General features: G+C 41.2%; 20 protein-coding genes and 1 tRNA gene. 20 read left to right on the top strand and 1 reads right to left on the bottom strand.

The genetic code is table 11. The features are described from left to right. The first annotated feature begins 4 nt into the window (after window positions 1-4). A complete protein-coding gene (gene aspS, locus C7E02_RS06205) occupies window positions 5-1795 on the top strand; it encodes an aspartate--tRNA ligase (protein WP_005337737.1) in 1791 nt (596 codons plus the stop codon). 151 nt (window positions 1796-1946) lie between these two features. Here the strand turns inward: aspS and C7E02_RS06200 are convergent, their stop codons facing one another. Continuing rightward, window positions 1947-2642 (bottom strand): hypothetical protein, encoded by a 696-nt coding sequence (locus C7E02_RS06200; RefSeq protein WP_105309082.1) that lies wholly within the window; start codon window positions 2640-2642, stop codon window positions 1947-1949. 327 nt (window positions 2643-2969) lie between these two features. Between C7E02_RS06200 and C7E02_RS06195 the strand changes: the two genes are divergently transcribed. The 19 genes from C7E02_RS06195 (at window position 2970) to C7E02_RS06105 (ending at window position 26380) form a co-directional block, all read left to right on the top strand. Next, a tRNA-Gly gene (locus C7E02_RS06195) sits at window positions 2970-3042 on the top strand. Between the two features lie 300 nt (window positions 3043-3342). Continuing rightward, entirely contained in the window at window positions 3343-3642 is a 300-nt protein-coding gene (locus C7E02_RS06190) for a MerR family transcriptional regulator (protein WP_330406743.1), read from the top strand. Continuing rightward, on the top strand, window positions 3590-4753 hold the full coding sequence (locus tag C7E02_RS06185; RefSeq protein ID WP_105309080.1) for an RNA-guided endonuclease InsQ/TnpB family protein: 1164 nt from the start codon (window positions 3590-3592) through the stop codon (window positions 4751-4753). Before C7E02_RS06190 ends, C7E02_RS06185 begins: the two co-directional genes overlap by 53 nt. 176 nt (window positions 4754-4929) lie before the next feature. Next, a complete protein-coding gene (locus tag C7E02_RS06180; protein WP_005337005.1) occupies window positions 4930-5607 on the top strand; it encodes a response regulator transcription factor in 678 nt (225 codons plus the stop codon). Between the two features lies 1 nt (window position 5608). Beyond that, the gene (locus C7E02_RS06175; protein ID WP_105309079.1) at window positions 5609-7102 is read left to right on the top strand and encodes a sensor histidine kinase; all 1494 of its coding nucleotides are present in this window, start codon (window positions 5609-5611) and stop codon (window positions 7100-7102) included. Between the two features lie 72 nt (window positions 7103-7174). Next, window positions 7175-7780, top strand: coding sequence for an imidazole glycerol phosphate synthase subunit HisH (hisH, locus tag C7E02_RS06170; protein ID WP_005337009.1), 606 nt, complete (start codon window positions 7175-7177; stop codon window positions 7778-7780). A gap of 16 nt (window positions 7781-7796) precedes the next feature. Further along, window positions 7797-8558, top strand: coding sequence for an imidazole glycerol phosphate synthase subunit HisF (gene hisF / locus C7E02_RS06165; RefSeq protein WP_005337012.1), 762 nt, complete (start codon window positions 7797-7799; stop codon window positions 8556-8558). An 81-nt stretch (window positions 8559-8639) separates the two neighbouring features. Then, window positions 8640-9308 carry a uracil-DNA glycosylase gene (locus C7E02_RS06160; protein ID WP_005334523.1) on the top strand — a complete coding sequence of 223 codons (669 nt, stop codon included), beginning with the start codon at window positions 8640-8642 and terminating at the stop codon, window positions 9306-9308. A gap of 119 nt (window positions 9309-9427) precedes the next feature. Beyond that, window positions 9428-11842 carry a heavy metal translocating P-type ATPase gene (locus tag C7E02_RS06155; protein ID WP_242978761.1) on the top strand — a complete coding sequence of 805 codons (2415 nt, stop codon included), beginning with the start codon at window positions 9428-9430 and terminating at the stop codon, window positions 11840-11842. 195 nt (window positions 11843-12037) lie between these two features. Then, window positions 12038-12397 (top strand): ArsR/SmtB family transcription factor, encoded by a 360-nt coding sequence (locus tag C7E02_RS06150; RefSeq protein WP_005337017.1) that lies wholly within the window; start codon window positions 12038-12040, stop codon window positions 12395-12397. A gap of 104 nt (window positions 12398-12501) precedes the next feature. Then, window positions 12502-14364 (top strand): heavy metal translocating P-type ATPase, encoded by a 1863-nt coding sequence (locus C7E02_RS06145; RefSeq protein ID WP_029730738.1) that lies wholly within the window; start codon window positions 12502-12504, stop codon window positions 14362-14364. Between the two features lie 24 nt (window positions 14365-14388). Continuing rightward, complete coding sequence (locus C7E02_RS06140) at window positions 14389-14913, top strand: tetratricopeptide repeat protein (protein WP_005337019.1); 525 nt, start codon at window positions 14389-14391, stop codon at window positions 14911-14913. An 11-nt stretch (window positions 14914-14924) separates the two neighbouring features. Beyond that, entirely contained in the window at window positions 14925-16172 is a 1248-nt protein-coding gene (gene hflX / locus C7E02_RS06135; protein WP_029730736.1) for a GTPase HflX, read from the top strand. Window positions 16173-16312: 140 nt separating this feature from the next. Next, the gene (dapF, locus tag C7E02_RS06130) at window positions 16313-17170 is read left to right on the top strand and encodes a diaminopimelate epimerase (RefSeq protein ID WP_005334513.1); all 858 of its coding nucleotides are present in this window, start codon (window positions 16313-16315) and stop codon (window positions 17168-17170) included. Window positions 17171-17192: 22 nt separating this feature from the next. Continuing rightward, the gene (addB, locus tag C7E02_RS06125; RefSeq protein WP_105309078.1) at window positions 17193-20597 is read left to right on the top strand and encodes a helicase-exonuclease AddAB subunit AddB; all 3405 of its coding nucleotides are present in this window, start codon (window positions 17193-17195) and stop codon (window positions 20595-20597) included. After that, window positions 20588-24169: a helicase-exonuclease AddAB subunit AddA gene (addA, locus tag C7E02_RS06120; protein ID WP_105309077.1), complete on the top strand. Its 3582-nt coding sequence runs from the start codon at window positions 20588-20590 to the stop codon at window positions 24167-24169. The genes addB and addA overlap by 10 nt, the downstream gene beginning before the upstream one ends. A gap of 377 nt (window positions 24170-24546) precedes the next feature. Beyond that, the gene (locus tag C7E02_RS06115; protein ID WP_029730733.1) at window positions 24547-24867 is read left to right on the top strand and encodes a PadR family transcriptional regulator; all 321 of its coding nucleotides are present in this window, start codon (window positions 24547-24549) and stop codon (window positions 24865-24867) included. Continuing rightward, window positions 24867-25568: a DUF1700 domain-containing protein gene (locus tag C7E02_RS06110; RefSeq protein ID WP_029730732.1), complete on the top strand. Its 702-nt coding sequence runs from the start codon at window positions 24867-24869 to the stop codon at window positions 25566-25568. Before C7E02_RS06115 ends, C7E02_RS06110 begins: the two co-directional genes overlap by 1 nt. Window positions 25569-25570: 2 nt before the next feature. After that, the gene (locus C7E02_RS06105) at window positions 25571-26380 is read left to right on the top strand and encodes a DUF4097 family beta strand repeat-containing protein (protein ID WP_105309076.1); all 810 of its coding nucleotides are present in this window, start codon (window positions 25571-25573) and stop codon (window positions 26378-26380) included. Window positions 26381-26412: the final 32 nt, after the last annotated feature.

The following is a 26412-nucleotide window of genomic DNA, read 5'->3' as shown; positions in this document are numbered from 1 at the left end:
AAAAATGGCAGAGTCAATGCAGGGCTTAAAGAGAACCCACAGATGTGGGGAACTGTCAGCAGCTAACGTAGGCGAGACAGCGACCATTATGGGATGGGTACAGAAAAATCGTAATAAAGGAGGTCTCGTATTTGTAGATGTAAGAGACCGTTCCGGAATTATCCAGGTTGTATTTGATGAAGGAAGTGTAGATGCAGCACTGATCGAGAAGGCTGCAAAGCTTCGCAGTGAATATGTTGTTGCAGTTGTAGGAAAAGTTGCAAAACGATCTGGTGCAGTCAATGAGAACATTGCAACAGGTGAAATTGAGATTATCCCAGAGGAGCTTCGTGTACTTTCTGAGTCAGAGACACCTCCGTTCCAGATTGAGGAGAATTCTAAGACAAAAGAAGAAGTCCGTCTGAAATACAGATATCTGGATCTTAGAAGACCGGATATGCAGCGCAATCTGATGATGAGAAGCAAGGTGGCTACACTTGCACGTCAGTTTATGGCAAATGAAGGATTCCTTGAGATTGAGACACCGGTACTCATCGGAAGTACACCGGAGGGAGCAAGAGATTACCTTGTACCAAGCCGCGTTCATCAGGGACATTTTTATGCACTTCCACAGTCACCACAGCTATTTAAGCAGCTTTTAATGTGTTCTGGTTATGACAGATATTTCCAGATTGCAAAATGTTTCCGTGACGAGGATCTTCGAGCAGACCGTCAGCCAGAGTTCACACAGATGGATATGGAGCTGTCTTTCGTAGATGTTGATGATGTCATTGATGTCAATGAAAGATTCCTTGCGATGCTGTTTAAAGAAGTTCTTGGTGTGGAAGTTCCGCTTCCGATTCCGAGAATGACATGGCAGGAGGCTATGGATCGTTACGGTTCCGATAAACCGGATACAAGATTCGGCATGGAGCTTGTCAATGTGACAGATGTTGTAAAAGACAGCGAGTTTGTTGTATTTAAGGGTGCTATTGAGAATGGTGGTACCGTTCGTGGTATCAACGCAAAAGGCCAAGGAGGAATGGCACGTAAGAAGATTGACAAGCTGGTTGATTATGCAAAGGATTATGGGGCAAAAGGACTGGCTTACATTGCAATCCATGAAGATGGAACTGTAAAATCTTCTTTCGCAAAATTCATGACAGAGGATGAGCAGAAGAACTTGATTCAGGCTATGGACGGTGAGAATGGTGATCTGCTTCTCTTTGCAGCAGATAAGAATAAAGTTGTATGGGATGTATTAGGTGCGCTTCGTCTGGAACTTGCACGCCAGATGGATCTTTTAGATAAGAATGAGTACAAATTTATGTGGATCACAGAGTTCCCGCTTCTTGAGTGGAGTGAAGAACAGAACCGTTTCACAGCAATGCATCACCCATTTACAATGCCAATGGAAGAAGATCTTCAGTACATTGACAGTGATCCGGGAAGAGTCCGTGCAAAAGCATACGATATTACTTTGAATGGAAATGAGATTGGTGGAGGAAGTGTGCGAATCTTTAACCCTGAGATCCAGAGCAAGATGTTCGAGGTGCTTGGATTTACACCAGAGCAGGCACAGGAGCAGTTCGGATTCCTCCTGACAGCATTCCAGTATGGAGTACCGCCACACGCAGGACTTGCATATGGACTGGATCGTCTTGTTATGCTCATGGCAAAACAGGATAGCATTCGTGACGTGATAGCATTCCCGAAGGTAAAAGATGCTTCGGATCTTATGACAGAGGCTCCAACAAAAGTTGATCAGAAACAGCTTGATGAATTGGGACTTTCAGTGGTAGAAGAGGAAGAATAAAATTTATCTCAGTCGAGAAGACTCCCACCTCTTCAGGGGTGAGTAATAGTAAATTTGTCTCACGGACGTTCGACTTGAATTAATGATGAAAAAAATCCCACCCGGATATTCTTGCGTTGAAGAATACCGGATGGGATTTTTTATTAAATTATTAATCTTTTGGTGAGCGTCCATCTTTATGTTTATTCCAGATGTTAAATGCAATCAAAAGACCGGCTGTGTATAAGATGCTGATCAGAATTGCCGGACTGTCTTTCAAAAAATAAATAACTAAGACTGCGGCAATTAACGCAATGGTCATCTGGAATGCAATCCAAATTCTTTTTTCGCGAATTTCTCTGGCATGCTGCTGGGATTCCAGACGCTTCTGTTCTAATTTTAAGTATTCCATCAAGTCCTTGTCCGGAATACGGGAAAGTATAATTTCATCGCGAACAAGTCTGGCTTCGCGGCGGGAGTGGATATTTGCAATTTTAGCAGAAAAACGGGCAAAAAATCCGGAGGAATCACGCTCTTTTTCAGCTTTGTCAAACGGATCCATCTCAGAATCCAGGTCATAAGCAGATTCTGTTCCTGGAGCAGTAGTATTATTGATGACAGATGCGTTTTTCCGGGCAGTTGTGCTACCGGAAGCAGACGTATCTTCCTGGATAGTTGAACTTTTAGAAGCAGACGTATCTTTCTGGATAGTTGTGCTGCTAGAAGCAGATGTATCTTCCTGACCAGATGCATTTTCTGCAGCAGATGTATCTTTCTGACCGGATATAGTTTCTGTAGCAGATGCATGATCTATTGTAGTTATATTTTCTTCTGTAGTTGTATTTTCTTCTGTAATTGTCTCTGACATAACAAACCTCCTATGTGAATTATATATATCAGCTGGGAGATGACTCCCACCTCGCAGCAAGAATGCCGAGGCATTCTTGAATCATCGTTTTGTTTATCATAACAGTAAAAAAAATAAAAAACAACTGATTTTCCAAGATTAGTCTTATTAAAAGAAAGGAGATTAGAGACTTTCATATATGAGAAGTGTGCAAAAAAATGGAATAAAATATATTGCATCAAAAATTTTGAAAAAAATAAAAAAAAGCTGTTGACAAAAGTCTGATTATCATGTATAGTATATATTGTTCCAAGGAACACAAGAAACAAACGGAACAATATAATGAATGCGACAGTGGCTCAGTTGGTAGAGTACGACCTTGCCAAGGTCGGGGTCGCGGGTTCGAACCCCGTCTGTCGCTCTTATAGAGATCTCAATCTTCGGATTGAGATTTTTTCGTATATGATAACTTGTATTTTCTATATATTCAAGAATGCTGAGGCATTCTTGCTGCGAGGTTCATGCATCAAAATTCTCCTATAATTCCAATAATTACAGATAGAAAAACATGCGTAAAATAAAAAATTATGATATGATATGAGAGTCAAATCTCAGAAAGAAACAATGTTGATAAAAAGTGGAGGTTATTAACAGATAAATATAAATTATAAAATCATATAAGTAGATGTTTAGTTTTATAAGATATTAGACTAGAATATTATTGAAAGGAGTTGATACTTTGAGTAAATATTATTCTATACATGAATTCTCAAAAATTATAGGCGTATCTGCTCAGACATTACGAAATTGGGATGCAAATGGAAATATTGATAATACTGAAAAATCGGAACAGCAGGAACTTGTTGAAGACCTGGTTCAAATAATCACAGTATTCAGCTGCAAATTACAAGGAAAACGAGCGAACAAAGCTAAGAAACTTATCCGGGAATTGATACAGGAGGACACAGATGGTAAAAGCCATAAAAGTAATGCTGATACCAAACAATGTACAGAAAACTAAGATGTTTCAGTACGCAGGTGCTTCAAGATTTGCTTATAACTGGGCTTTGGCCAGGGAAAAAGAAAATTATGAAAAAGGTGGCAAATTCATTTCAGATTCAGAACTCAGAAAAGAATTTACAAAGCTCAGACATTCTGATGAATACGCATGGCTGCTGGATATTTCAAATAATGTAACCAAACAGGCAATCAAAGATGCCTGTACTGCGTATAAGAATTTTTTCAAGGGTTTGCAAAAATTCCCAAGATTCAAGTCCAAAAAGAGATCAATGCCGAAGTTCTATCAGAACAATGTTAAAATACAATTCAGTAATACCCACGTTAAGTTTGAAGGCTTTTCTTCCAACAGGAAAGCAAATAAGCAGAAAATGAATTGGGTAAGACTTGCAGAACATGGACGTATTCCAACAGATGTTAAATATATGAATCCGAGAATATCCTTTGACGGATTGAACTGGTGGATCAGTGTATGTGTGGAATTTCCTGATTGCAAGGAAACACTTAATGATGATGGAGTTGGTATAGACTTAGGAATCAAAGATTTGGCTGTCTGCTCTGATGCTGTTAAATATAAGAACATTAATAAGAGTCAGAAAGTAAAGAAACTAGAAAAACAGAAACGCAGATTACAGCGTAGTATCTCTCGTTCTTACGAGAAAAATAAGGAAGGAGAAAGTTACTGCAAAACCAATAATGTAATCAAAAAGGAAAAACTTTTATTAAAACGAAATCACAGATTAACAAACATCCGTAAAAACTATTTGAATCAGACCATATCTGAAATCGTAAATCGAAAACCAAGATTTATCTGTATTGAAGATCTGAATGTCAGCGGAATGATGAAAAATAGACATTTATCCAAAGCAGTTCAGGAACAAGGATTTTTTTGGTTTAGAAAACAGCTTGAATACAAATGCAGTGATAAAGGGATCCAGCTTATTGTGGCGGATCGGTTTTATCCATCATCAAAGCTTTGCAGCTGTTGTGGAAACATCAAAAAAGATTTGAAATTATCTGACAGGGGTTATAGATGTGCGTGTGGGAATATAATTGACAGAGATTTCCAGGCATCAATAAATCTCAAGGCTTATGGAGAACGATTTGCAAGCTGACACTGAAACGTTAATGCAAATATGTACGGATACGTTAGTCCGGAATTTACGCCTATGGAGAGTACAAGAACTTGTGAGTAGATAGATATTTATATCATCAAAAGCATACTCGTTGAAGTAGGAATGAAACATAAAAGTTTATAACTTTTTATAAGTTTTCAGTAACGGTTTATGATATGGAAAAGATCAAGATATTAGTTGTAGATGATGAGAGCAGAATGCGTAAGCTTGTGAAGGATTTCCTTGGAAGAGAAGGATATCAGGTGCTGGAGGCAGGAGACGGTCTTGAGGCTATGGAGGCGTTTTATGCAGAGAAAGATATTGCGCTGATCATATTAGATGTCATGATGCCGAAGATGGACGGCTGGCAGACTTGCCGTGAGATCCGTCAGTCTTCTAAAGTACCGATTATTATGCTGACGGCACGCGGCGATGAGCGGGATGAACTTCAGGGATTTAATCTTGGCGTGGACGAATACATTTCTAAGCCATTTAGTCCGAAGATTCTTGTTGCGAGAGTGAATGCACTTCTGAGACGTTCGAATGTGTTGGATGCAGATGAGCATGTGGAAGCAGGTGGTATCGTTGTAGATAAGGCAGCTCACCAGGTGCAGGTAGACGGAAAAGATGTGGAACTTAGTTATAAAGAATTTGAATTATTGTCTTATTTCCTTGAGAATCAGGGAATTGCACTTTCCAGGGAGAAGATATTGAATAACGTATGGAATTATGATTATTTTGGAGATGCAAGAACTATCGACACTCATGTTAAGAAGCTTCGCAGCAAGCTTGGAGAAAAGGGTGAATACATTAAGACAATCTGGGGAATGGGCTACAAATTCGAGGTAAATTAAGATGAAGCATTTTAAACAAAAAGAAAAAAGAAAGCATTCTATTAAGAGGCAGATGATCGCAGTTTTTGCAGGCATGGTCATCTGTCTGCTTGCTATTTTGCTTGTTGTTAATGTAAAGTTCTTAGAGCCGTATTATATCAGAGACAAGGAAATGCAGTTCATTCATGTATATGAAGAACTACAGAATGCTGTGAAAAAGGGGACAATCAGTAATGATGAAGTACAAGATGAATTACATGTCCTTTGTGAGAAGAGCAACATTTCCTATATTGTATTGGATATGGATGATGAAAAACTGATTACAAATGTGCACGATACGAATATGCTCAAGCAGCAGTTAGCGGGATATCTTCTGAACCAGGCACAAAAAGGTGGAAAGGTGCTGGATAGCACAGACAATTACCAGTTGATGAGAAGTCAGGATCCATGGAATCAGAGCGAATATATTGAGATGTGGGGACAACTTGACGATAATGTGAATTTCCTCATTCGAAGTCCTGTAGAAAGTATCCGTGAAAGTGTTGCATTATCCAATCGTTTCCTAATATATGTAGGTATGGGAACACTGATCATCTGCATGGGACTTGTATGGTATTTCTCCAGAAGGATTACAAAGCCGATCCAGGAACTGGCAGAGCTGTCTGACCGTATGGCAAATCTGGATTTTGAAGCGAAGTATACAAGCGGTGGTAACAATGAGATTGGTGAACTGGGTGATAACTTTAATCGTATGTCGCAGAAGCTGGAAAAGGCAATTTCTGAATTGAAGCAGGCAAATAACAGTCTGCAGCAGGATATTGAGCAGAAAGAGAAGATGGAGCAGATGCGTACGGAGTTTATGGGAAATGTATCTCACGAGTTGAAAACTCCGATTGCTCTGATCCAGGGATATGCAGAAGGACTGAAAGAAGGAGTTAATGATGACCCGGAGAGCCGCGACTTCTATTGTGATGTTATTATGGACGAAGCAGGTAAGATGAATCGGATGGTCAAGAATCTGATGACACTGAATCAGTTGGAGTTCGGGAATGATAAAGTAGAATTTGAGCGTTTTAATCTGACAGAGCTGATTGGCGGAGTACTTCAGAGTATGGACATTCTGTCACAACAAAAGGATGTTAAACTTATTTTCAGGGAAGAAAATCCAGTTTACGTCTGGGGGGATGAGTTTAAGATTGAACAGGTCGTGCGTAATTATGTAAGTAATGCCTATAATCATGTCAATGAAGAAAAGATTATTGAAGTGAAGATTTTGCGGGAAGACGGACTTGCAAAAGTGATTGTATTTAATACCGGAAAGCCAATACCGGAGGAAGATGTTCCGCGTATCTGGGATAAATTTTTCAAAGTGGACAAGGCTCATACACGCGAGTATGGAGGCAATGGAATCGGACTTTCTATCGTAAAAGCCATTATGGAATCCATGCATCAGCAATATGGTGTGAAAAATTACGATAATGGTGTTGAATTCTGGTTCACACTTGATGTACGATAGAAGAAACCACAACAAAAGAGAAAGATGTGCGTTAACAGACATAAAGGAATGAGAAGAAAGGGACACGAGCACATGATAGCAATTATTGACTACGATGCAGGGAATATAAAGAGCGTGGAAAAGGCCATGCACCTTTTAGGACAGGAAGTTGTTGTAACAAGAGACAGAGAGTCGATTTTAAAGGCAGACAAAGTAATTCTTCCGGGAGTCGGAGCATTTGGAGATGCTATGAGCAAGATCAGACAATATAATCTGGAAGAAGTGATCCATGAAGTCGTGGAAAAAGGGACTCCATTTCTTGGAATTTGTCTGGGACTTCAGCTTTTATTTGAACGAAGTGACGAGACACCGGGAGTAGAAGGACTTGGTATTTTAAAAGGAGAGATTCTTCGGATTCCGGATCAGCCGGGACTTAAGATTCCTCATATGGGCTGGAATTCTCTGAAGTATCCGAATGAAGGCAGATTATTCCGTGGAATACCGGAAGATTCTTATGTATACTTTGTACATTCTTATTATCTGAATGCAGAAGATGAGAGTATTGTAACAGCCACAACAGAATACAGCACATTGATCCATGCATCTGTAGAAAGTGGAAATGTATTTGCATGCCAGTTCCATCCGGAAAAGAGCAGTGATGTTGGAATACAGATTTTGAAGAATTTTGTTGAGTTATAGACAGGAGGAACGGTATATGCATACAAAGAGAATCATCCCATGCCTGGATGTAAATAACGGACGAGTTGTAAAAGGTGTGAACTTTGTAGATTTGAAGGATGCTGGCGATCCAGTGGAAATTGCTAAGGCTTATGATAAAGCAGGAGCGGATGAACTTGTTTTTTTGGATATTACAGCTTCATCCGATCGAAGAAACACAGTTGTAGACATGGTCAGAAAAGTAGCTGAGACAGTATTTATTCCATTTACTGTTGGTGGAGGAATCCGTACGGTAGACGATTTTCGGGCACTGTTGCGAGAAGGAGCAGACAAGATCTCGATTAATTCATCAGCCATTGATACTCCGAATCTGATTTCGGATGCGGCAGACAAGTTTGGAAGCCAATGTGTGGTTGTAGCAATCGATGCAAAGAAACGTGCAGATGGCAGTGGTTGGAACATTTACAAACATGGTGGAAGAATTGATGTAGGAATTGATGCACTGGAGTGGGCTCATAAGGTGGAAAAACTGGGAGCAGGAGAGATACTCTTGACCAGTATGGATTGTGACGGAACAAAGGCAGGGTATGATCTGGAACTGACTCGTGCAGTTGCAGAAGCAGTTAATATTCCGGTCATAGCCTCCGGCGGTGCAGGCAATCTGGAACATTTTTACGATGCGCTGACAGACGGAAAGGCAGATGCAGCATTGGCAGCATCTCTGTTCCATTATAAAGAATTAGAGATTAAGGAAGTAAAAGAATATCTTCGTGGCAGAGGTGTTTCTGTGCGATTATAACAGATAAAAGGTATGGGTAATTGTAACTTAAAGTTGCAATTACCTATATCTCTATCTAGGAAGTAAAAAGGAGAAAAGAAAATGGCAGCAATTAATAATGACTGGCTTGAGGCTTTGCAGGGGGAATTTAAAAAGCCGTATTATAAAAAACTATTTGAGACAGTAAATGAAGAATATCGAACAAGACAGATATTTCCACCGGCGGATGACATTTTCAATGCCTTTCATTTGACACCATTACACAAAGTAAAGGTTGTGATTCTTGGACAGGATCCATATCATAATGTAGGACAGGCTCATGGACTCTGTTTTTCTGTAAAGAAAGGTGTGGATATTCCACCATCACTGGTAAACATCTATAAAGAACTTCACGATGATCTGGGCTGTACCATCCCGAATCATGGCTGCCTGACAAAATGGGCAGAGCAAGGTGTTCTGATGCTCAACACAGTATTGACTGTACGGGCACATCAGGCGAATTCACACAGAGGCATTGGCTGGGAGGAGTTCACGGATGCAGCAATTATGGCACTTAATAGCCAGAATCGTCCGATTGTATTTATTCTTTGGGGAGCTCCGGCACAGAGAAAAGCCAGCATGTTGAATAATCCGAACCATCTGATTCTGAAAGCACCACATCCAAGTCCGCTTTCCGCTTACCGTGGTTTCTTTGGAAGTAAACCATTTAGCAAGACGAATAAATTCCTGGAAGCAGGCGGTGTGGAACCAATCGACTGGCAGATTGATTAGTAATAATTAAGAGAAAATAAAGGAAGACTATTGACAAACAGACATATCAGGAATATATTTAAAACAAACATATGAACAAATGCTCAATTATTAATACGACGTGCAGGAGGATAAAATATATGAAAGATATGGAGAAAGAATTACACGAGCACCATCACCATGAGGAAGCGTGTGAATGTGGTTGCGGCTGTGGACATCATCACCATGACGAAGAGCATGAACACCACCATGAGGAAGAATGCGGCTGTGGACATCATCACCACCATGACGAAGAGCATGAACACCATCATGACCATAAGCAGGAGCATGAGCACCATCACCATGATGAGGAGTGTGAATGCGGCTGTGGACATCATCACCACCATGATGAAGATCATGAACATCATCATGAAGCAGTGGAGCATGAGCCTTGTGTTATGCCGGCAGGTGTAGCGCAGAAGACATACATTTTGGAGAATCTTGGATGTGCGAACTGTGCAGCTAAGATGGAGAGAAAGATTCAGGCGTTACCGGAAGTTGAAGGTGCAACATTGACTTATGCAACAAAAAAACTAGTTGTCGCATCAGATCATCAGGAGCATCTCCTTTCCAAGATTCAGGAAATCTGTTCCTCTATCGAGTCAGAAGTACAGGTTGTTGCAATGCCGGATGATCAGCCGATCAAAAGAGAGAAGAAGAACCCGTTTGAAGAGAATAAAAAGGATATAGTACTTGTCGGAGCTGGAGCGATTCTTTTTGCCGCAGGTATTATTGCAGAAAAAACATTTCCGAATCCGATGATCAGTGCATGTATTTTCATTATTGCGTACTTACTTCTTGGACTTGAGATTGTAATGAAAGCGCTGAAGAATATGGCGGGAGGACATTTGTTTGATGAAAACTTTCTGATGGCAGTTGCGACAATTGCAGCGTTTGTGATTGGTGATTTTGCAGAGGCAGTCGGAGTTATGCTGTTCTACCGTATCGGAGAGTTGTTCGAAGATATTGCCGTGGAAAAGAGCCGTGGACAGATTATGGATGCCGTAGATATGCGCCCGGAAGTTGTTAATCTTGTCGTTGGTTCCGAAGTAAAAGAAATTCCATCACAGGATGCAAGGGTAAAAGATATTATTATGATCCGTCCTGGTGACAGAATTCCGCTGGATGCAAAGGTTATCGAGGGTGAGAGCCGGGTAGATACTTCACCGGTCACAGGAGAGCCGGTACCGGTAAGAGTTGTTCCGGGAGACGAACTGATTTCCGGTTGTATCAATGAACAAGGTGTATTAAAGGCTGAGGTTACAAAACCACTGAGCGAATCCATGGTCACAAAGATTCTTGATTCGGTGGAAAATGCAGCGGCAAGTAAGCCGAAGATCGATCGTTTTATCACAAGATTTGCGAGAGTTTATACGCCAGTTGTTGTTGTGGCAGCAGTTCTTACTGCAATTATCCCTTCCATTGTAACGGGAGACTGGAATCACTGGATTTACACAGCGATTACATTTCTTGTAATCAGTTGTCCGTGTGCACTTGTATTGAGTGTACCATTGGCTTTCTTCTCGGGAATTGGAGCAGGATCTAAGAGAGGAATCCTCTTTAAAGGCGGTTTGGCTATGGAGGCATTGAAAGATGTTAAAGCAGTCATTATGGATAAGACAGGAACCATCACAAAGGGGAATTTTGCTGTACAGAAAGTCACGGCAACAAGAAAACTGACAGAAAAACAGGTGCTGACTATGGCGGCGGACTGTGAGCTTGGTTCAACACACCCAATTGCGGTCAGCATTGTTCAGGAAGCAAGAAGACAGAATCTGACGTTTACAAGACCGAAAGAAGTGGAAGAGATTTCCGGTAAAGGTATCCGTGCAACATTCCCGGAAGGAACCGTTCTCCTTGGAAATTATACACTGATGGAAATGTATCAGGTAGATACGACAGGATACGAAAAAGGCGGTTATGGCTCAGAAGTCTTACTGGCAGTTGATGGTGTGTTAGAAGGATTTGTAATTGTAGCAGATGAAATTAAGACTGATGCAGCTGCTTCTGTAACTAAGATGAAAGCTCTTGGAATTGCAACAGTTATGTTAACTGGTGATGAGAAGAACAGCGCGCAGGCAGTTGCAAAAGAGACAGGAATTGATGAAGTTTATGCACAGCTTCTTCCACAGGAAAAACTGGAGCATCTAAAGAACGTTCGTAAGAATCACGGTGCTGTCATGTTCGTTGGAGACGGAATTAATGATGCACCGGTACTGGCTGGTGCAGATGTGGGAGCAGCAATGGGAAGCGGAGCAGATGCCGCAATAGAGGCGGCCGATGTGGTATTTATGAATTCTTCAGTAGAAGCAATCCCACAGTCTATCGCGATTGCGAAGAAGACAGGAAGTATTGCAATTCAGAATGTAGTATTTGCGCTGGTGATCAAAGCAATTGTTATGATTCTTGGTTTTCTTGGATTTGCGAATATGTGGCTTGCAGTATTTGCTGATACAGGTGTAGCAATGCTATGTGTATTGAATTCCATCCGCGCAATGCATGTGAAAACAAAATAACGATAACATAACATTACAAAAGTGTTAAATTATGCCAAATGGTTGAAATAGTTTTCTCCATTTGGCATAATTAATATAAACAGGCATTTGTATAGGCATAGTCTGGCTTTGAAAATTGTAATTTTTAAGATTTAAGCCTTACAAAAAACATGACAGTCGGGTCGTGATAGTCTGTAGTTTGAAAGGATGAAATATATGGGAAAGACAGAAGTTGAATGCTGCGATGTGACATGTATTCATAATGAGAACGTAAAACTGGCTTTGGAGCAGATGCCGGATGAAGAACTGCTTAATAGTCTGGCTGATTTTTATAAAGCATTTGCAGATGGAACAAGAGTGAAAATTCTGTATGTATTGCAAAAATCAGAGATGTGTGTGTGTGATCTGGCGGAGATACTGGGAGTTACACAGTCAGCAGTCTCCCATCAGCTTCGTATGTTAAAGCAGATGAAACTTGTGAAGAACCGAAGAGACGGGAAGACTGTTTATTATTCGCTTGCAGATGGACATATCCAGTCTATTATCAGTCAGGGTATGGAGCATATTACAGAATAAAAAGATATATCAGTTGGGAGATGACTGACCAAAGCGTTTTCCTGCATCTGGGCGAAGCAAAGATGCAAGTCTCAAAATAAGAAAGAGAATGTGGGAATAGAGTTATGAAAAAGCAGTTAAAGAGAAAATGTATAGTCTATGGATTGGGGATAATAGTATATGCAGGTGCTGTCTGGGGGGCAGCCCGATTTATGCTGTCCGATCAAGAAAAATTCGCAATATTTCTGGGAATCTATTTACTGACAGGATATGGAGCATTTCAGAAACTGAGTGAAGAGATTATGGAAAAGAGATTCCCGGTAGAATATATATTAGTTATCTTTGCAACAATCGGAGCATTTGGCATAGGGAAATATATGGAAGCTGTGATTGTTATGCTTATGTTTGAACTTGGAATGCTTGCGGAACAGATTGCGACAGACCGGACAAAGAGATCTATTGCAAAGATGATCGATCTGAGACCGACATATGCTATTCGTAAAGTAAAAGGGCAGGAAGTACAGGTAGATCCTTCGGAATTGAAGATGAGCCATATTATTGTGATCAAACCAGGAGAACGAATTCCAGTCGATGCGGTTGTTCTGGCTGGAAGCTCAACTATAGATACAAAGGCAATTACAGGAGAGGCAATGCCAGTGGAAGTGTATAAAGGGGATAAGATTTACAGTGGCTGCATTAATCAAAGCGGTGTGCTGGAAGCGCGAGTGACAAGAATTTACAAGGATTCAATCGTCTCAAGAATTATGGAAACTGTGGAGGAGGCGCAGAACCGTAAATCCCAAAAAGAAGCATTTGTGACGAGATTTTCCAAAGTATATGCACCGATCATGGTATTGCTGTCTGTGTTGATCATGGTTATTCCGCCGTCTACATTTTCTTATGGAAACTGGGAGACATGGATATATAAAGGACTTATTTTTATAATCGTGGCATGTCCATGTGCGCTTGCAGTGGCAGCACCACTTGCATTTTTGGGTGGAATTGCTTCAGCAGCCAGACAGGGAATTGTGGTCAAAGGTGGTAATTTTCTGGAAAGTCTGGTGAAAGCAGATACATTTATCTTTGATAAAACAGGAACTTTGACACAAGGAGAGTTCCGGGTGGCAAGAATAAAAGCAGTGGGTATGACAGAAGAAGAACTTTTAAAGCTGGTCGCTCATGTGGAGAGTTATTCCAATCACCCACTGGCAAAATCACTGGCAGATGCATATGGAAAAGAGTTGGATACTGACAGTGTCAGAAGCGTAAAAGAAAAGCCTGGATTTGGAATCAGTGCGACCTATGAAGGACAGAGAGTGCATGTTGGAAGCCGTCGTATGATGGATGCAAAAAAGCTGCTGGTAGATGAAATTAATGAACCGGGAACAGTCGTCTACGTATGTGTGGGCAGAGAGTATGCAGGATATGTACTCGTTCAGGATCAGGTGAAAGAAGAGGCAAAAGCGACGCTTACATGGCTGAAGGAAAAGTATCGGGCAATTTTGGTGATGCTGACGGGAGACACAGAAAAGACGGGACGGGCGGTTGGACGCGAACTTCATATGGACTATGTTTATACGGACTTACTTCCGCAGGATAAACTGGAACAGTTAGAAGATTTCATGTCTATTCAGGGAGAGGCAGAGAAGCTGGTCTGTGTCGGTGATGGAATTAACGATGCTCCGATGCTGGCGAGAGCAGATATAGGAATTGCCATGGGAAATCTCGGGTCAGAAGCGGCAATTGAGGCAGCAGATGTGATTCTTGTAAAAGATGACCTTCATGGAATAGTAGCTTTGATGAAAATTGCAAAAGAGACACTGCGCAGTGTTTCACAGAATATTACATTTGCAGTATTTGTAAAGATACTTGTGTTGTTTATGGCAGTTATTGGATACTTTGGTATGTGGGAAGCAATTTTAGTAGAGATGGTCGTGGTGATACTGGCAGTGATTAATTCAGCAGGAGTTGCAGGATATACTGCTTAGACAGGAGGAAAAAAGACAACAATCATGAAATGTTATAAAAGAATTATACCACTGATACTGGCGTGCATGATGCTTGCCGGCTGTGGTCAGAATGTATATAAAAAGGGTGTGGAAAGTCTGGAAAATAAAGATTATGCAGCAGCACAGGAGAATTTCCGGAAAGCAGTAGAGGATAAGAAAAATGTGGCAGATTCCTATCGTGGACTGGGAATTGCATATTATGAACAGGAAAAATACAAAGATGCGCTTGCTGCATTTGAAAATGCAGTTTCAGCTGGAACGAAGGAGACAGGAACAATCTGTAATATGATGGCAGTGTGTAAGATGCAGACAGAAAACTATGAAGATGCTATTTCTTATTATGAAAAAGCATTGGATCATTCAGATTGTTCTGACGATATGAAGCAGGAAATTCAGTTTAATGTAATAGTCTGCTATGAAAAACTGGAAGACTGGGACAATGCAAAAGCAAAACTGGAAGATTATGTGACTGCATATCCAGATGACGAGAAAGCTGCTAAAGAAGCAGAATTTTTAAAAACCAGATAAGGGAAGTTTAAATGATAGAATTAAAGAAAGAGACAGAACGTGTTATATTGGTAGGGGTATGTCTTCCGGGGCAGGAGGATATCGATGCTTCACTGGAAGAACTAAGTGAGCTTGCGAAGACAGCCGGTGCTGTTACAGTAGGAAAAGTTGTGCAGAGCCGGGATCAGGTACACCCGGGAACTTATGTCGGAAAGGGAAAGATTGATGAGATCAAAAGCCTTTTGTGGGAGCTGGATGCAACAGGAATTATCTGTGATGATGAATTGTCGCCGGCACAGATGAAGAATCTCCAGGATGAACTAGATGCAAAGGTTATGGATCGGACTCTGGTTATTTTGGATATATTTGCCGCAAGAGCATCTACCAGTGAAGGAAAGATTCAGGTTGAGCTGGCGCAGCTTAAGTACCGACAGACGAGACTTGCCGGATTTGGAACTGCCATGTCAAGGCTTGGCGGTGGTATCGGTACGAGAGGTCCGGGAGAAAAGAAGCTGGAGATGGACAGACGTCTTATTAAAAATCGGATCGCACTTCTGAATCGGGAGCTAAAGAGTGTAAAGCAACACCGTGAAGTGACAAGAGAAAAAAGAGCAAAGAGCCGGATTCCGGTCGCAGCAATCGTGGGATATACGAATGCCGGAAAGTCAACACTTCTCAACGCTTTGACTGGTGCAGATATTCTGGCGGAAGATAAGTTGTTTGCAACACTGGACCCGACGACAAGAAGTCTGAAGCTTCCAAGCGGTCAGGAGATACTTCTGACAGATACCGTAGGGTTTATCCGGAAACTGCCACATCATCTGATCGATGCATTCAAAAGTACACTGGAGGAAGCAAAGTATGCAGATATGATTCTGCATGTGGTTGATGCCTCGAATCCTCAGGCGGATGAGCAGATGTTTACTGTTTATGAGACACTTCAGGGATTAAAAGTCCAGGATAAACCGATTATTACCGTATTTAATAAACAGGACCGACTGGAAGGAAGGCCAGTTATTCGAGATTTTAAGGCAGACTATACGGTTTCAATATCTGCAAAGACTAAAGCAGGACTCGGGGATCTGCTGGAGACGATTGAAGCGCTTCTTCGCCAGCAGAAGGTTTATATAGAGGAAGTATATCCGTACAGTGAAGCCGGGAAGATCCAGCTTATTCGAAAATATGGAGAATTACTGGAAGAGAATTATACAGAAGAAGGTATCCAGGTTACGGCATATGTACCTGCTGATATTTATCCGCAAATTGTTGTCAACAGGTAAATCTTATTATGTTTTATAGTGTATCATTTTTTCATACATTTAAACGACAGAAAAATCATTATATACATTGAAAAAGAAATTGATGCCTGTTATGATAAGAATAGTGAAAATTGTCTGAAGATTTAAAACGGAGGTATGTTATGAAAGTGGTATTAGAGCGTTATCATGGATTAAGCAATGATTATGTAGTATTTGATCCAAATAAAAATGAACTGGAACTGACACCGGGAAATGTTAAGATGATTTGTGACCGTAATGCAGGACTTGGAGCAGATGGAGTCCTGGAAGGTCCGGTTATAAAAGAAGACGGCATGCATGTCAAAGTATGGAATCCGGATGGAAGTGAATCTGAAACAAGTGGAAATGGTGTCCGTATTTTTGCAAAATATTTAAAAGATGCAGGCTATATCCAAAAGAAGAATTTCAAATTATATACCAGATATGGGGAGGCAGCAGTTACATTTTTAAATGAAGACGGAAGCAGACTCCGCGTTTCTATGGGAAAGATTTCTTTCTGGAGTGATGAAATTCCGGTGACAGGAGAGAAGAGAGAAGTGATCAATGAAGATATGGTATTCGGAAGGACATTGTATCCGGTTACTTGTGTAAGTGTCGGTAATCCGCACTGCGTGATTCCGATGAGAGAAATCTCTAAGAATATTGTATGTAAGATTGGTGATTACTCCGAGTGTGCGAAGTATTTTCCACACAGAATCAATACACAGATTATGAAAGTCATCGACAAAGAGAATATTGCTATTGAGATTTATGAACGTGGTGCAGGCTATACTCTGGCATCTGGAACAGGTGCATGTGCAGCCGCAGCCGTGGCACATAAGCTTGGTATGACGAATAACAAAGTAATCGTACATATGCCGGGAGGAGATCTTCAGGTGGAAGTGGAAGATGACGGAACGGTCTTTATGACAGGAGATGTATTCTACGTGGCAAAGATTACGCTCAGCAGTGAATTTACGGAGAATTTAAGAAGCCTGTAAGAAGCCTGTAAGAAGGAGAGATATGTCTTTAAAATTCGTATTTGGGCCGTCTGGCTCAGGAAAATCTTATCAATTATATGATTATGTGATCCGGGAATCTGTAAAGTTCCCGGATCGTCAGTATATTGTCCTTGTACCGGAGCAGTTTACGATGCAGACGCAGAAGGATCTTGTCATGCAACATCCGAATCATGGAATTATGAATATCGATGTACTTAGTTTTGTGAGGCTTGCTTACCGCATCTTTGAGGAGACCGGTGGGCAGGCCCTTCCGGTGTTGGATGATGAGGGAAAGAATCTGATTCTGCGAAAGATTGCCGGTGATTATGAAAAGGATTTAAAAGTCTTAAAGGGAAATATGAAAAAGCTTGGCTATATCAGCGAAGTCAAATCAGTGCTTTCAGAATTTGATCAGTACGATATTGGGGAAGAGGAACTGAGGCAGATGAAAGCAGCAGCAGGGGAGAATTCAAGGCTTTATTATAAACTTCAGGATCTGGAAGTTCTGTATATTGGTTTTAAGAAATATCTGGAAGATAGATTTATCACGAAAGAAGAACTCCTGGACGCACTTTGCCGTGTAGTGAAAGGTTCGGATATTTTAAAAGAAAGTACGATTGTTCTGGACGGATTCACAGGATTTACACCAGTACAGAACCGGCTGCTTGGAGAACTTCTTGAAGTATGCCGGGAAGTGATCGTAACTGTAACGATGGATGATCGGGAAAATCCGTACGTTTATAAGCACCCATATCAGTTATTTGCACTCGGCAAGCATACCGTGACATCGTTAATACAGATTGCGGCAGAGAGAAAAGTGAGTGTGGAAGACCCATTGTGTCTGTACGAACGTCCACTCTATCGATTCTGTGACAATTCGGCTATGGAGTTTCTGGAGAGAAATATATTCCGCTATAGCAAAGAATGTTATAAGGAAAGACAGGGAGCGGTCCAGGTACATGTGGCCAGAAATCCAAGAGAAGAAGCGATGAAAGCAGCAGGAAGAGTTCGGAACCTGGTTCGGACAAAAGGATATCGTTACCGGGATATCGGAGTTATTGTAAGCAATATGGAGGTGTATGGTGATGACCTGGGACAGGCATTTGACCTCTACGAAATTCCGGTGTTTATGGATCATAAGCGGAGTATTCTTTTGAATTCTTTTGTAGAATATATCCGGAGTCTTCTGAATATGGTGAAAGATAATTTCAGTTATGAGAGTGTATTTCGTTTCTTAAGAACAAATCTTAGTGGTTTTACTTATGGTGAAGTCGATGAACTGGAAAATTACGTAATTGCACTTGGAATCCGTGGATATAAGAAATGGCAGGAGAGCTGGATCCGCCGCCCGAAATATATGGAAGAAGAAAATCTGGAAATTCTGAATCATAACCGGGTTCGTCTTGTGGAAAAGGTGGACACGCTTGTGTATGTATTAAGACAAAGGAGCAAGACAGTCAAAGATGTGACAATGGCGCTTTATGAGTTTATGGTGAGAGAAGAACTTCAGTTAAAATTGCAGCGTCAGTCTGAAGCATTTCAAGAGGCAGGAGAACTTGCGCTTGCCAAGGAATACAGTCAGGTTTATCGTATTTTGATTGAACTATTTGATAAATTCGTAGAACTTCTTGGTGATGAGAAGGTGACCATGGATGAATATCTGAAGCTTTTAGACGCGGGTCTTGAAGAAGCAAGAGTCGGAGTCATTCCACCTGGAATTGATCAGGTTGTTGTTGGAGACATGCAACGTACAAGATTAAAAGATATGAAAGCACTTATTTTTGTCGGGGCAAATGATACATTTCTTCCGGGAGCATTAATAAGGAGTGGTCTTCTTACAGAGCGCGACAGGGATAAGTTTGCAACAGGAAAGATCCATCTGTCACCGGGAGGTAAAGAGAAAGCGTACGAGCAGAAATTTTATCTTTACATGAATCTGACAAAACCTTCTGAGACATTGGATATTTATTACAGCAAGGTTTCCGCGGACGGAAAAAGTATCCGCCCATCATATCTGATCCAGGAGATGCAGAGATTATTTTCGGGTCTGGAAATAGAAGACGAAGAAAAACAGGCATTTTCTGCCCAGGAGTGGACCCCCAGGCTTGGTATGCAAAAAGTTATCAGAGGATTTCAGGACGGGAACGCTATGGATCAGGAATGGCAGGAATTATATTCCTGGTACAAGAGACAGCCACAGTGGCAGTATCGTGTAGAAGAACTTATGAAATCGGGATTTTATACCCGGCCGGCAGATGGACTGACAAAAGAGGTGGCTAAGCAGCTTTATGGAGAACATTTTCAGGACAGTATCACGAGAATTGAACGGTTTTCAGCCTGCGCATTTGCGCATTTTCTTACTTATGGACTGCGCCTTCGGGAGCGGCAGATATACGAATTTCAACCAATTGATCTGGGAAATGTGTGCCACAGCGCCCTGGAGTATTATTCCAGAAAGCTAAAAGAAGAGCATTTGTCCTGGACAGAGATAGAGGAAGAAAAAAGACAGGAATACATTGACGATAGTGTGGAACATGCCATTTCCGACTATGGGAATTCGGTGCTTTACAGTTCGGCGCGCAACGAGTATATGATTGAGCGCATGAAGCGTCTTCTGACGAGAACCATATGGGCGCTTACAAAGCAGCTAGAAGCAGGAGATTTTGTGCCGGTGGCTTATGAAATGCGTTTTGAGAATGGTAAGATTGACCGTGTGGATCTGTGCAAAGACAAAGACAAGGTCTATGTCAAGGTTCTGGATTATAAGACCGGGAGCAAGGCCTTTGATGTGGTGGCTTTATATCACGGGCTCCAGCTTCAGCTTATGGTCTATATGGACGCAGCAGTAAAAATGACTCAAAAACATTACCCGGACAGTGAGGTGATTCCGGCAGGTGTCTTTTATTACCGGTTAAATGATCCTCTTGTGGAGAAGAAAGTGGTTGGAGAGGAAGAAGAAATCTGGCAGAAAGTACTAAAAGAGCTGAAGGTGGATGGTGTGATGAATTTGAAAGATGAGACACTGGAGCATCTGGATCATTGTCAGGCCGGAGAATCTGCTGTCATTCCTGTGAAATATAATAAAAATGGTAGTCTGTCAAAAAATTCAAAAGTTGCATCGGAGCAGGAATTTGAAGTGATGATGCGCCATGCCCTGGGAAAAGTATTAAAGGTACATCGAAAAATATTAAGTGGAGAAGTTGCGGCATTTCCATACCGGAGAAAACAGGAGAGTGGCTGTGATTATTGTGCATACCGGCATATCTGTGGTTTTGACCAGAAAATACCGGGATACAAATATCGGGATATTTTTGAGATGACACAGTCAGAGGTGATAGCAGCCATGGAAGCAGATGCAGTCAAAGAGAACATGAATCGGGACGATCATGAAAAGGAGCAGGAGAAAGGAACGGGCTCATGGGAGTAAAGTGGACAAAACAGCAGCAACAGGTCATTGATCTTCGGGACCGCAATATTCTTGTGTCTGCAGCAGCAGGTTCGGGAAAGACAGCAGTGTTGGTAGAGCGTATTATTACCATGCTGACTGATGAGGAACACCCGGTCAATGTGGACGAACTTCTGATTGTAACATTTACAGAAGCAGCGGCAGGTGAGATGAAAGAACGAATCCGGGGTGCCATTGAAAAGGCATTAGAAGAGAATCCGGAAAATGAACATCTGAAAAGACAGGCGACTTTGATCCACAATGCGCAGATTACAACAATTCACAGTTTCTGTCTTTCTGTGATCCGTGATCATTTTCATGTAATTGACATTGATCCAGGTTTCCGTACTGCAGAAGAAGGAGAACTGAAACTTTTGCGGCATGATGTATTAGATGAACTGCTGGAAGAAAAGTACGCGCAAAAAGAAGAGCGGTTCTTGCGGTTTTCTAATGCCTATGGTGGAAGAAGAAATGATAAAAAGCTAGAAGAAATGATTGAGAAGGCTTACGATTACAGCCGGAGCTATCCAGACGGAGAGGGCTGGCTTGATTCATGTGTTGATGCATATAGAGTCGACTGTGCAGAAGATCTGGAAAAAAGTGATTATGGAAACAAAATTGTAACCTGGGCGAAAGCCTACCTGGAAGAAGCAAAACTATTGAATGAACAGGCAACGCAAATTAGTCTGGAAATAGATGGCCCGGCTGTGTATGAAGAGGCTTTGAAGCTGGATGCTCAGACAATAAGAGAGCTCTTAAGTGCAAAAAATTATAATGAGCTGTCTGGGCGCATCCAGAATGTAGAGTGGAGCAGGTTCGCATCATGCAGAGATAAGACTGTATCGAAAGAAAAAATAGAAGCAGTTAAGGATCTTCGTGAGCAGGTGAAGGAAATTGTCAGTGGTCTGAAGAAAGATTATTTTTATCAGAAACCGGAAGAAATGGCAGCAGATATGCAGATATGTCTTCCTTATATGGAAGAATTGGTGGGCCTGGTAAAATGTTTTTCGCAAAGATTTGACGCAAAGAAGCGCCAGGAAAATGTTATTGATTTTTCAGATATGGAGCAGTTTGCACTTCAGATCCTGGCAAAAAAAACAGAAAAAGGGTTTGAACCTTCTGAGGTTGCAAAGGAATATCAGGATCAGTTCCGGGAGATTATGATTGACGAATATCAAGATAGTAATCTGATCCAGGAGACGATTCTGACCAGTATTTCCGGTGTTTCGAAAGGAAAATATAATATTTTTATGGTGGGAGATGTCAAGCAGAGTATTTATAGCTTCCGGCTGTCCAGACCAGAGCTTTTTATGGAAAAATTTGACACGTATGATTTGGAAAAAGGACCAAAACAAAGGATTGATCTTCATAAAAACTTCCGGAGTCGAAAAGAAGTACTGGACAGTGTGAATTACATTTTTCGGCAGATTATGATGCGGAATCTTGGAGAAATTGATTACGATGACAAGGCGGCATTGTATGTGGGTGCAGAATATCCTGAAAATCCGGGGTGTGAAACAGAAGTACTTGTATTAAATACAGAATTGAAAAAATATGACCGTTCCATAAAAGCATCCAAACAGGAGATGGAAGCCCGGATGATTGCAAGCCGGATCCGCAGGCTGATTGCAGAGCAGAAGGTTCTGGATAAGAAGACAGGAAAGCTGCGTCCGGCAAGATATTCCGATATTGTCATTCTTACAAGAAGTGTGAAGGGGATTGCTGACATATTTGTACAGGAACTGAATCGGGAAGGGATTCCGGCATTTTCAGGTACAAAAGAAGGATATTTTGCAACGCAGGAAATCGGTGTGCTTCTGGATTATCTGAGAGTGCTGGATAATCGGAAACAGGATATTCCACTGGCGGCGGTTCTTATGTCGGCATTTTGTGGACTGAACGAACAAGAAATGGCAGTGATCCGAAGTTCTGAAGCTTTTGAAATTCCATTTTACCAGGCGGTAGAAAATTATCTGGAAAACGGAGAAGATACAGTAATATGTGAGAAACTCAAACATTGCTATGGAAAAATGAATGATTTCCGGGAAATTGTTCCTTATACACCAATCCATGAACTTCTACGGAGCATTCTGACACAAACCGGGTATGGTCAGTTTATTTCAGCAATGCCGGGAGGCGCGCAGCGTGCGGCAAATGTAGAAATGCTGATTACAAAAGCGCAGGCATTTCAGTCTTCCAGCTATAAAGGACTCTTTCATTTTGTGCGTTATATTGAGCAGCTTCAGAAATTTGAAGTGGATTATGGTGAGGCAAGTCTGGAAGATGAGCAGTCAGACACAGTCCGTGTCATGACGATTCATAAAAGTAAAGGACTGGAGTTTCCAATCGTGTTTGTAGCAGGAACTGGTAAAAAATTCAATGTGACGGATCTTGCAGGACAGGTGATCATTCATGCCAGACTAGGAGTCGGTATGGATGTAGTAGACTTAGATAGAAGAACGAAAATTCCAAGTCTGGTAAAAAAAGTGATTCAAAAAGAAGCGAAGCTTGATAATTTAGGAGAAGAACTTCGTGTGCTTTATGTTGCACTGACAAGAGCAAAGGAAAAGCTGATTATTACAGGAACCTGTGATAATCTAGAGACAAAAATGGCAAAGACACTGACTTTTGCACAGAGAAGTAGTGCTATTCAATATCTGGACTGGATCATACCGGCACTTGCATATATACCAGAAGAGATACCGGTCACTTTCGAAGAAGTGTTGCTAGAAGAGATTGTCCGTGATGAGGTGGAGACGGAAGTATCCGGAAGAATACAGGAAGAAATATTACGAAGATGGGACACTTCAGCAGAATATGATGCAAATGTAAGACAGACATTAGAAGAACAGTTCGCATATCAGTATCCTTATCCAAAAAGTCATGCCAGAAAGATGAAATTTACAGTATCTGAGCTAAAAAAAATGGCTTATCAGGCAGAACTTGACAATGAGGAAAATGCTTTGGGAGAAGTAGTTTTTGAAGAACCGGAAGTTGTACCGCTTCTTCCTAAATTTATGACAGAAGAAGAAACGCTGACCGGAGCTCCGCGAGGAACTGCTTATCACCGCGTCATGGAACTTCTTGATTTTGAAAAAATGTATGATAGGCAGACACTGGAGGCAGAGATAAACACATTTGTAGAACAAGGGCGAATGACGCGAGAAATGGCAGATTCCGTCCAGACAGCCGATGTGTTGGGATTTCTTGATAGCTCTGTGGGAAAACGAATGAGAACAAGTGCAGATTGTGGAAAACTGTGGAAAGAACAGCCGTTTGTTCTTGGGATACCAGAGCAGGAATTATATAAAGATGAGCCGGAAGGCGACTTTGCTCTTGTACAGGGAATCATAGATGTGTACTTTGAGGAAGAAGACGGACTGGTCGTACTGGATTACAAGACAGACAAAGTATATAAGATAGAAGAACTGGTGGAAAAATACCATGCTCAGCTAGATTACTATGGCAGGGCACTGGAACAGATCACCGGGAAGAAAGTGAAAGAAAAGGTGCTGTACTCTTTTACACTGGGGGAAGCCTGCAGTTTGTCTTAACAAATATTAATTACTAAAAAGGATGCATCAAGTGCATATTCTAAGCTCCCCACACAGGGAATTATGATGAACCTCTAAAAACAAACATCATATTCGGCAGAGGCCTCTATGATGTTAAGAGTTTCATCTCCATTGTGTAGAAGTCGCGTAGAATATGCACTTGATGCTGTTTTTATTGAAAATATCTGTTAAAATGCAGGTTATTCAACTTTTGTGTCTGCGTTCTCTTGACTTATAATATTATATGCTGTATAATATACAAAAGCATATATTATACGGCATATAATATATGAAACGAAATAATATAGCGAATCTGTAAAGATAATTGCATAACAATTTTTAGGTAAATCCAGATTTTGCAGAAAGGGTGTGGTGAAATGGTCTTTAATACAGGTGCGGCTCTTTTAGATGCGATTGTTCTGGCAGTTGTGTCACGGACGGAGGAAGGCACTTATGGTTATAAGATTACACAGGATGTGCGGGAGACAATAGAAGTGTCTGAATCAACCCTCTATCCAGTTCTTCGAAGACTCCAAAAAGATGGTTGTCTTGAAGTGTACGACAGACAATACGATGGGCGCAATCGAAGATATTATAAGGTGACTTTGGCAGGAAGGGAAAAGTTTGATATGTATCGGACAGAATGGACACAATATACGAACAAGATCAATCAGTTATTTGCAGGGGGTGAGAAGTAATGAACCGAATTGAATATATGACAAAACTAGCATCGCTTTTACAGGACATTCCTGAAGTAGAACGAAGAGATGCTATGAAGTATTATAACGATTATTTTGATGAGGCCGGCGAAGAGAATGAAGAACAGGTTATCCGGGAATTTGGCGCTCCGGAGGAAGTGGCAGAGAATATAAAAGCAGATTTAAAAGGCAAGACGGAAAATACAACGCATGGTCAGCAGGAAGAATATCAGTCAGCAGGACAGCAATATCAGATGAATCATCAGGAGAATAAGCAGTCATCGGAATATCAGTATGGGACATCAGATGATCAGAAAAAGAAAAATGCCCGTATTGGAAAAATTGTTTTAATTGTGGCTCTTGCGATAATTATAGGACCGGTCTTGATTCCAATTATCGGAGGTATTCTGGCTGCAGGACTGGCAATGGTGTTAACTATCATTGTTGGAGTATTTGCATTGGTTATTGCCGGGGCTGCCATTGCAATTGTAGGAATTTCGCTGGTAATATCCGGTTCCGTTATACTTCTGCCACAGACAGCCGCAGGATTGGCATTGATTGGCAGCGGTCTGATCATAATGGTTCTTGGTGTGATTGCAACAGTAGGATTTGGAAAACTCTGTGAAGTAGTACTTCGTGGACTGGCAAAGGGAATGAAGTACCTCTGGGGAAAGATTTCTCATAGAAAGGTGGTAGCGTGAAGATGAAAAAAGGATGGAAAATATTCTGGCTGACCTGTGGTATTACGTTGGTAGTCGGTATTGCACTTTTGGGCATTGGACTGGGAATGGGCGCAACGATGGAAATAGTGAAAGAACGTGCTCCAATAAAAGAGACTTATAGTCCGAATATTCAGGAAAGCTATCAGGGCATCCGAGAATTGGATCTTGACATAGCAACAGGCGAGATAAAAATATTAAAAGCACCAAAAGAACAGCAGGAGATTACTGTAGAAACACAAAAAATATCCAAAAGTCTTAAGTTTAAGTGTTATGAAGAAGAGGGAGTATTAAATATTACAACAAATAAAAAAGTCTGGAACTGGATTTACGCGCGAAATCATGCACAAGATGCAAAAATATATATTTATATTCCAGAAGGCTATAAGTTGGAAGAAGTAGAGATGAATCTGAGTGCAGGCAGCATTTATATAGAAGATATCCATACAGAAGATTTAGATATAGATGTAGATGCCGGTGAGGTTCAAGTGGAGTCTTTTCTGACAAATGATCTGACAATGAATTGTGATATGGGGCTGATCGAAGCGCTCGGAAAGACACTGGGAGATGCAGATCTTGAAAGTGGCGTCGGAGAGATTAACTTTACTGCCATCGGTAATGAGAAAGATTATAATTATGATCTGAATTGCGACATAGGAAGTATTGTGTGTGGTGAAAGAGAATTTACGGAGATTGGAAGTGAATATCAGATTGAAAATCAGTCCGATAAGACCATGTCAATTGAATGTGGAGTTGGGGAGGTAAATGTTCAATTTCAGGCAGAAAAATCATAGGGAATGTGAAAAAATAAGCCGAAGGTAAATGC

Source organism: Dorea sp. Marseille-P4042, assembly GCF_900290215.1.
Taxonomy (GTDB): Bacteria; Bacillota; Clostridia; order Lachnospirales; family Lachnospiraceae; genus Dorea; species Dorea formicigenerans.
This window is presented reverse-complemented; position numbering and strand designations above follow the sequence as displayed.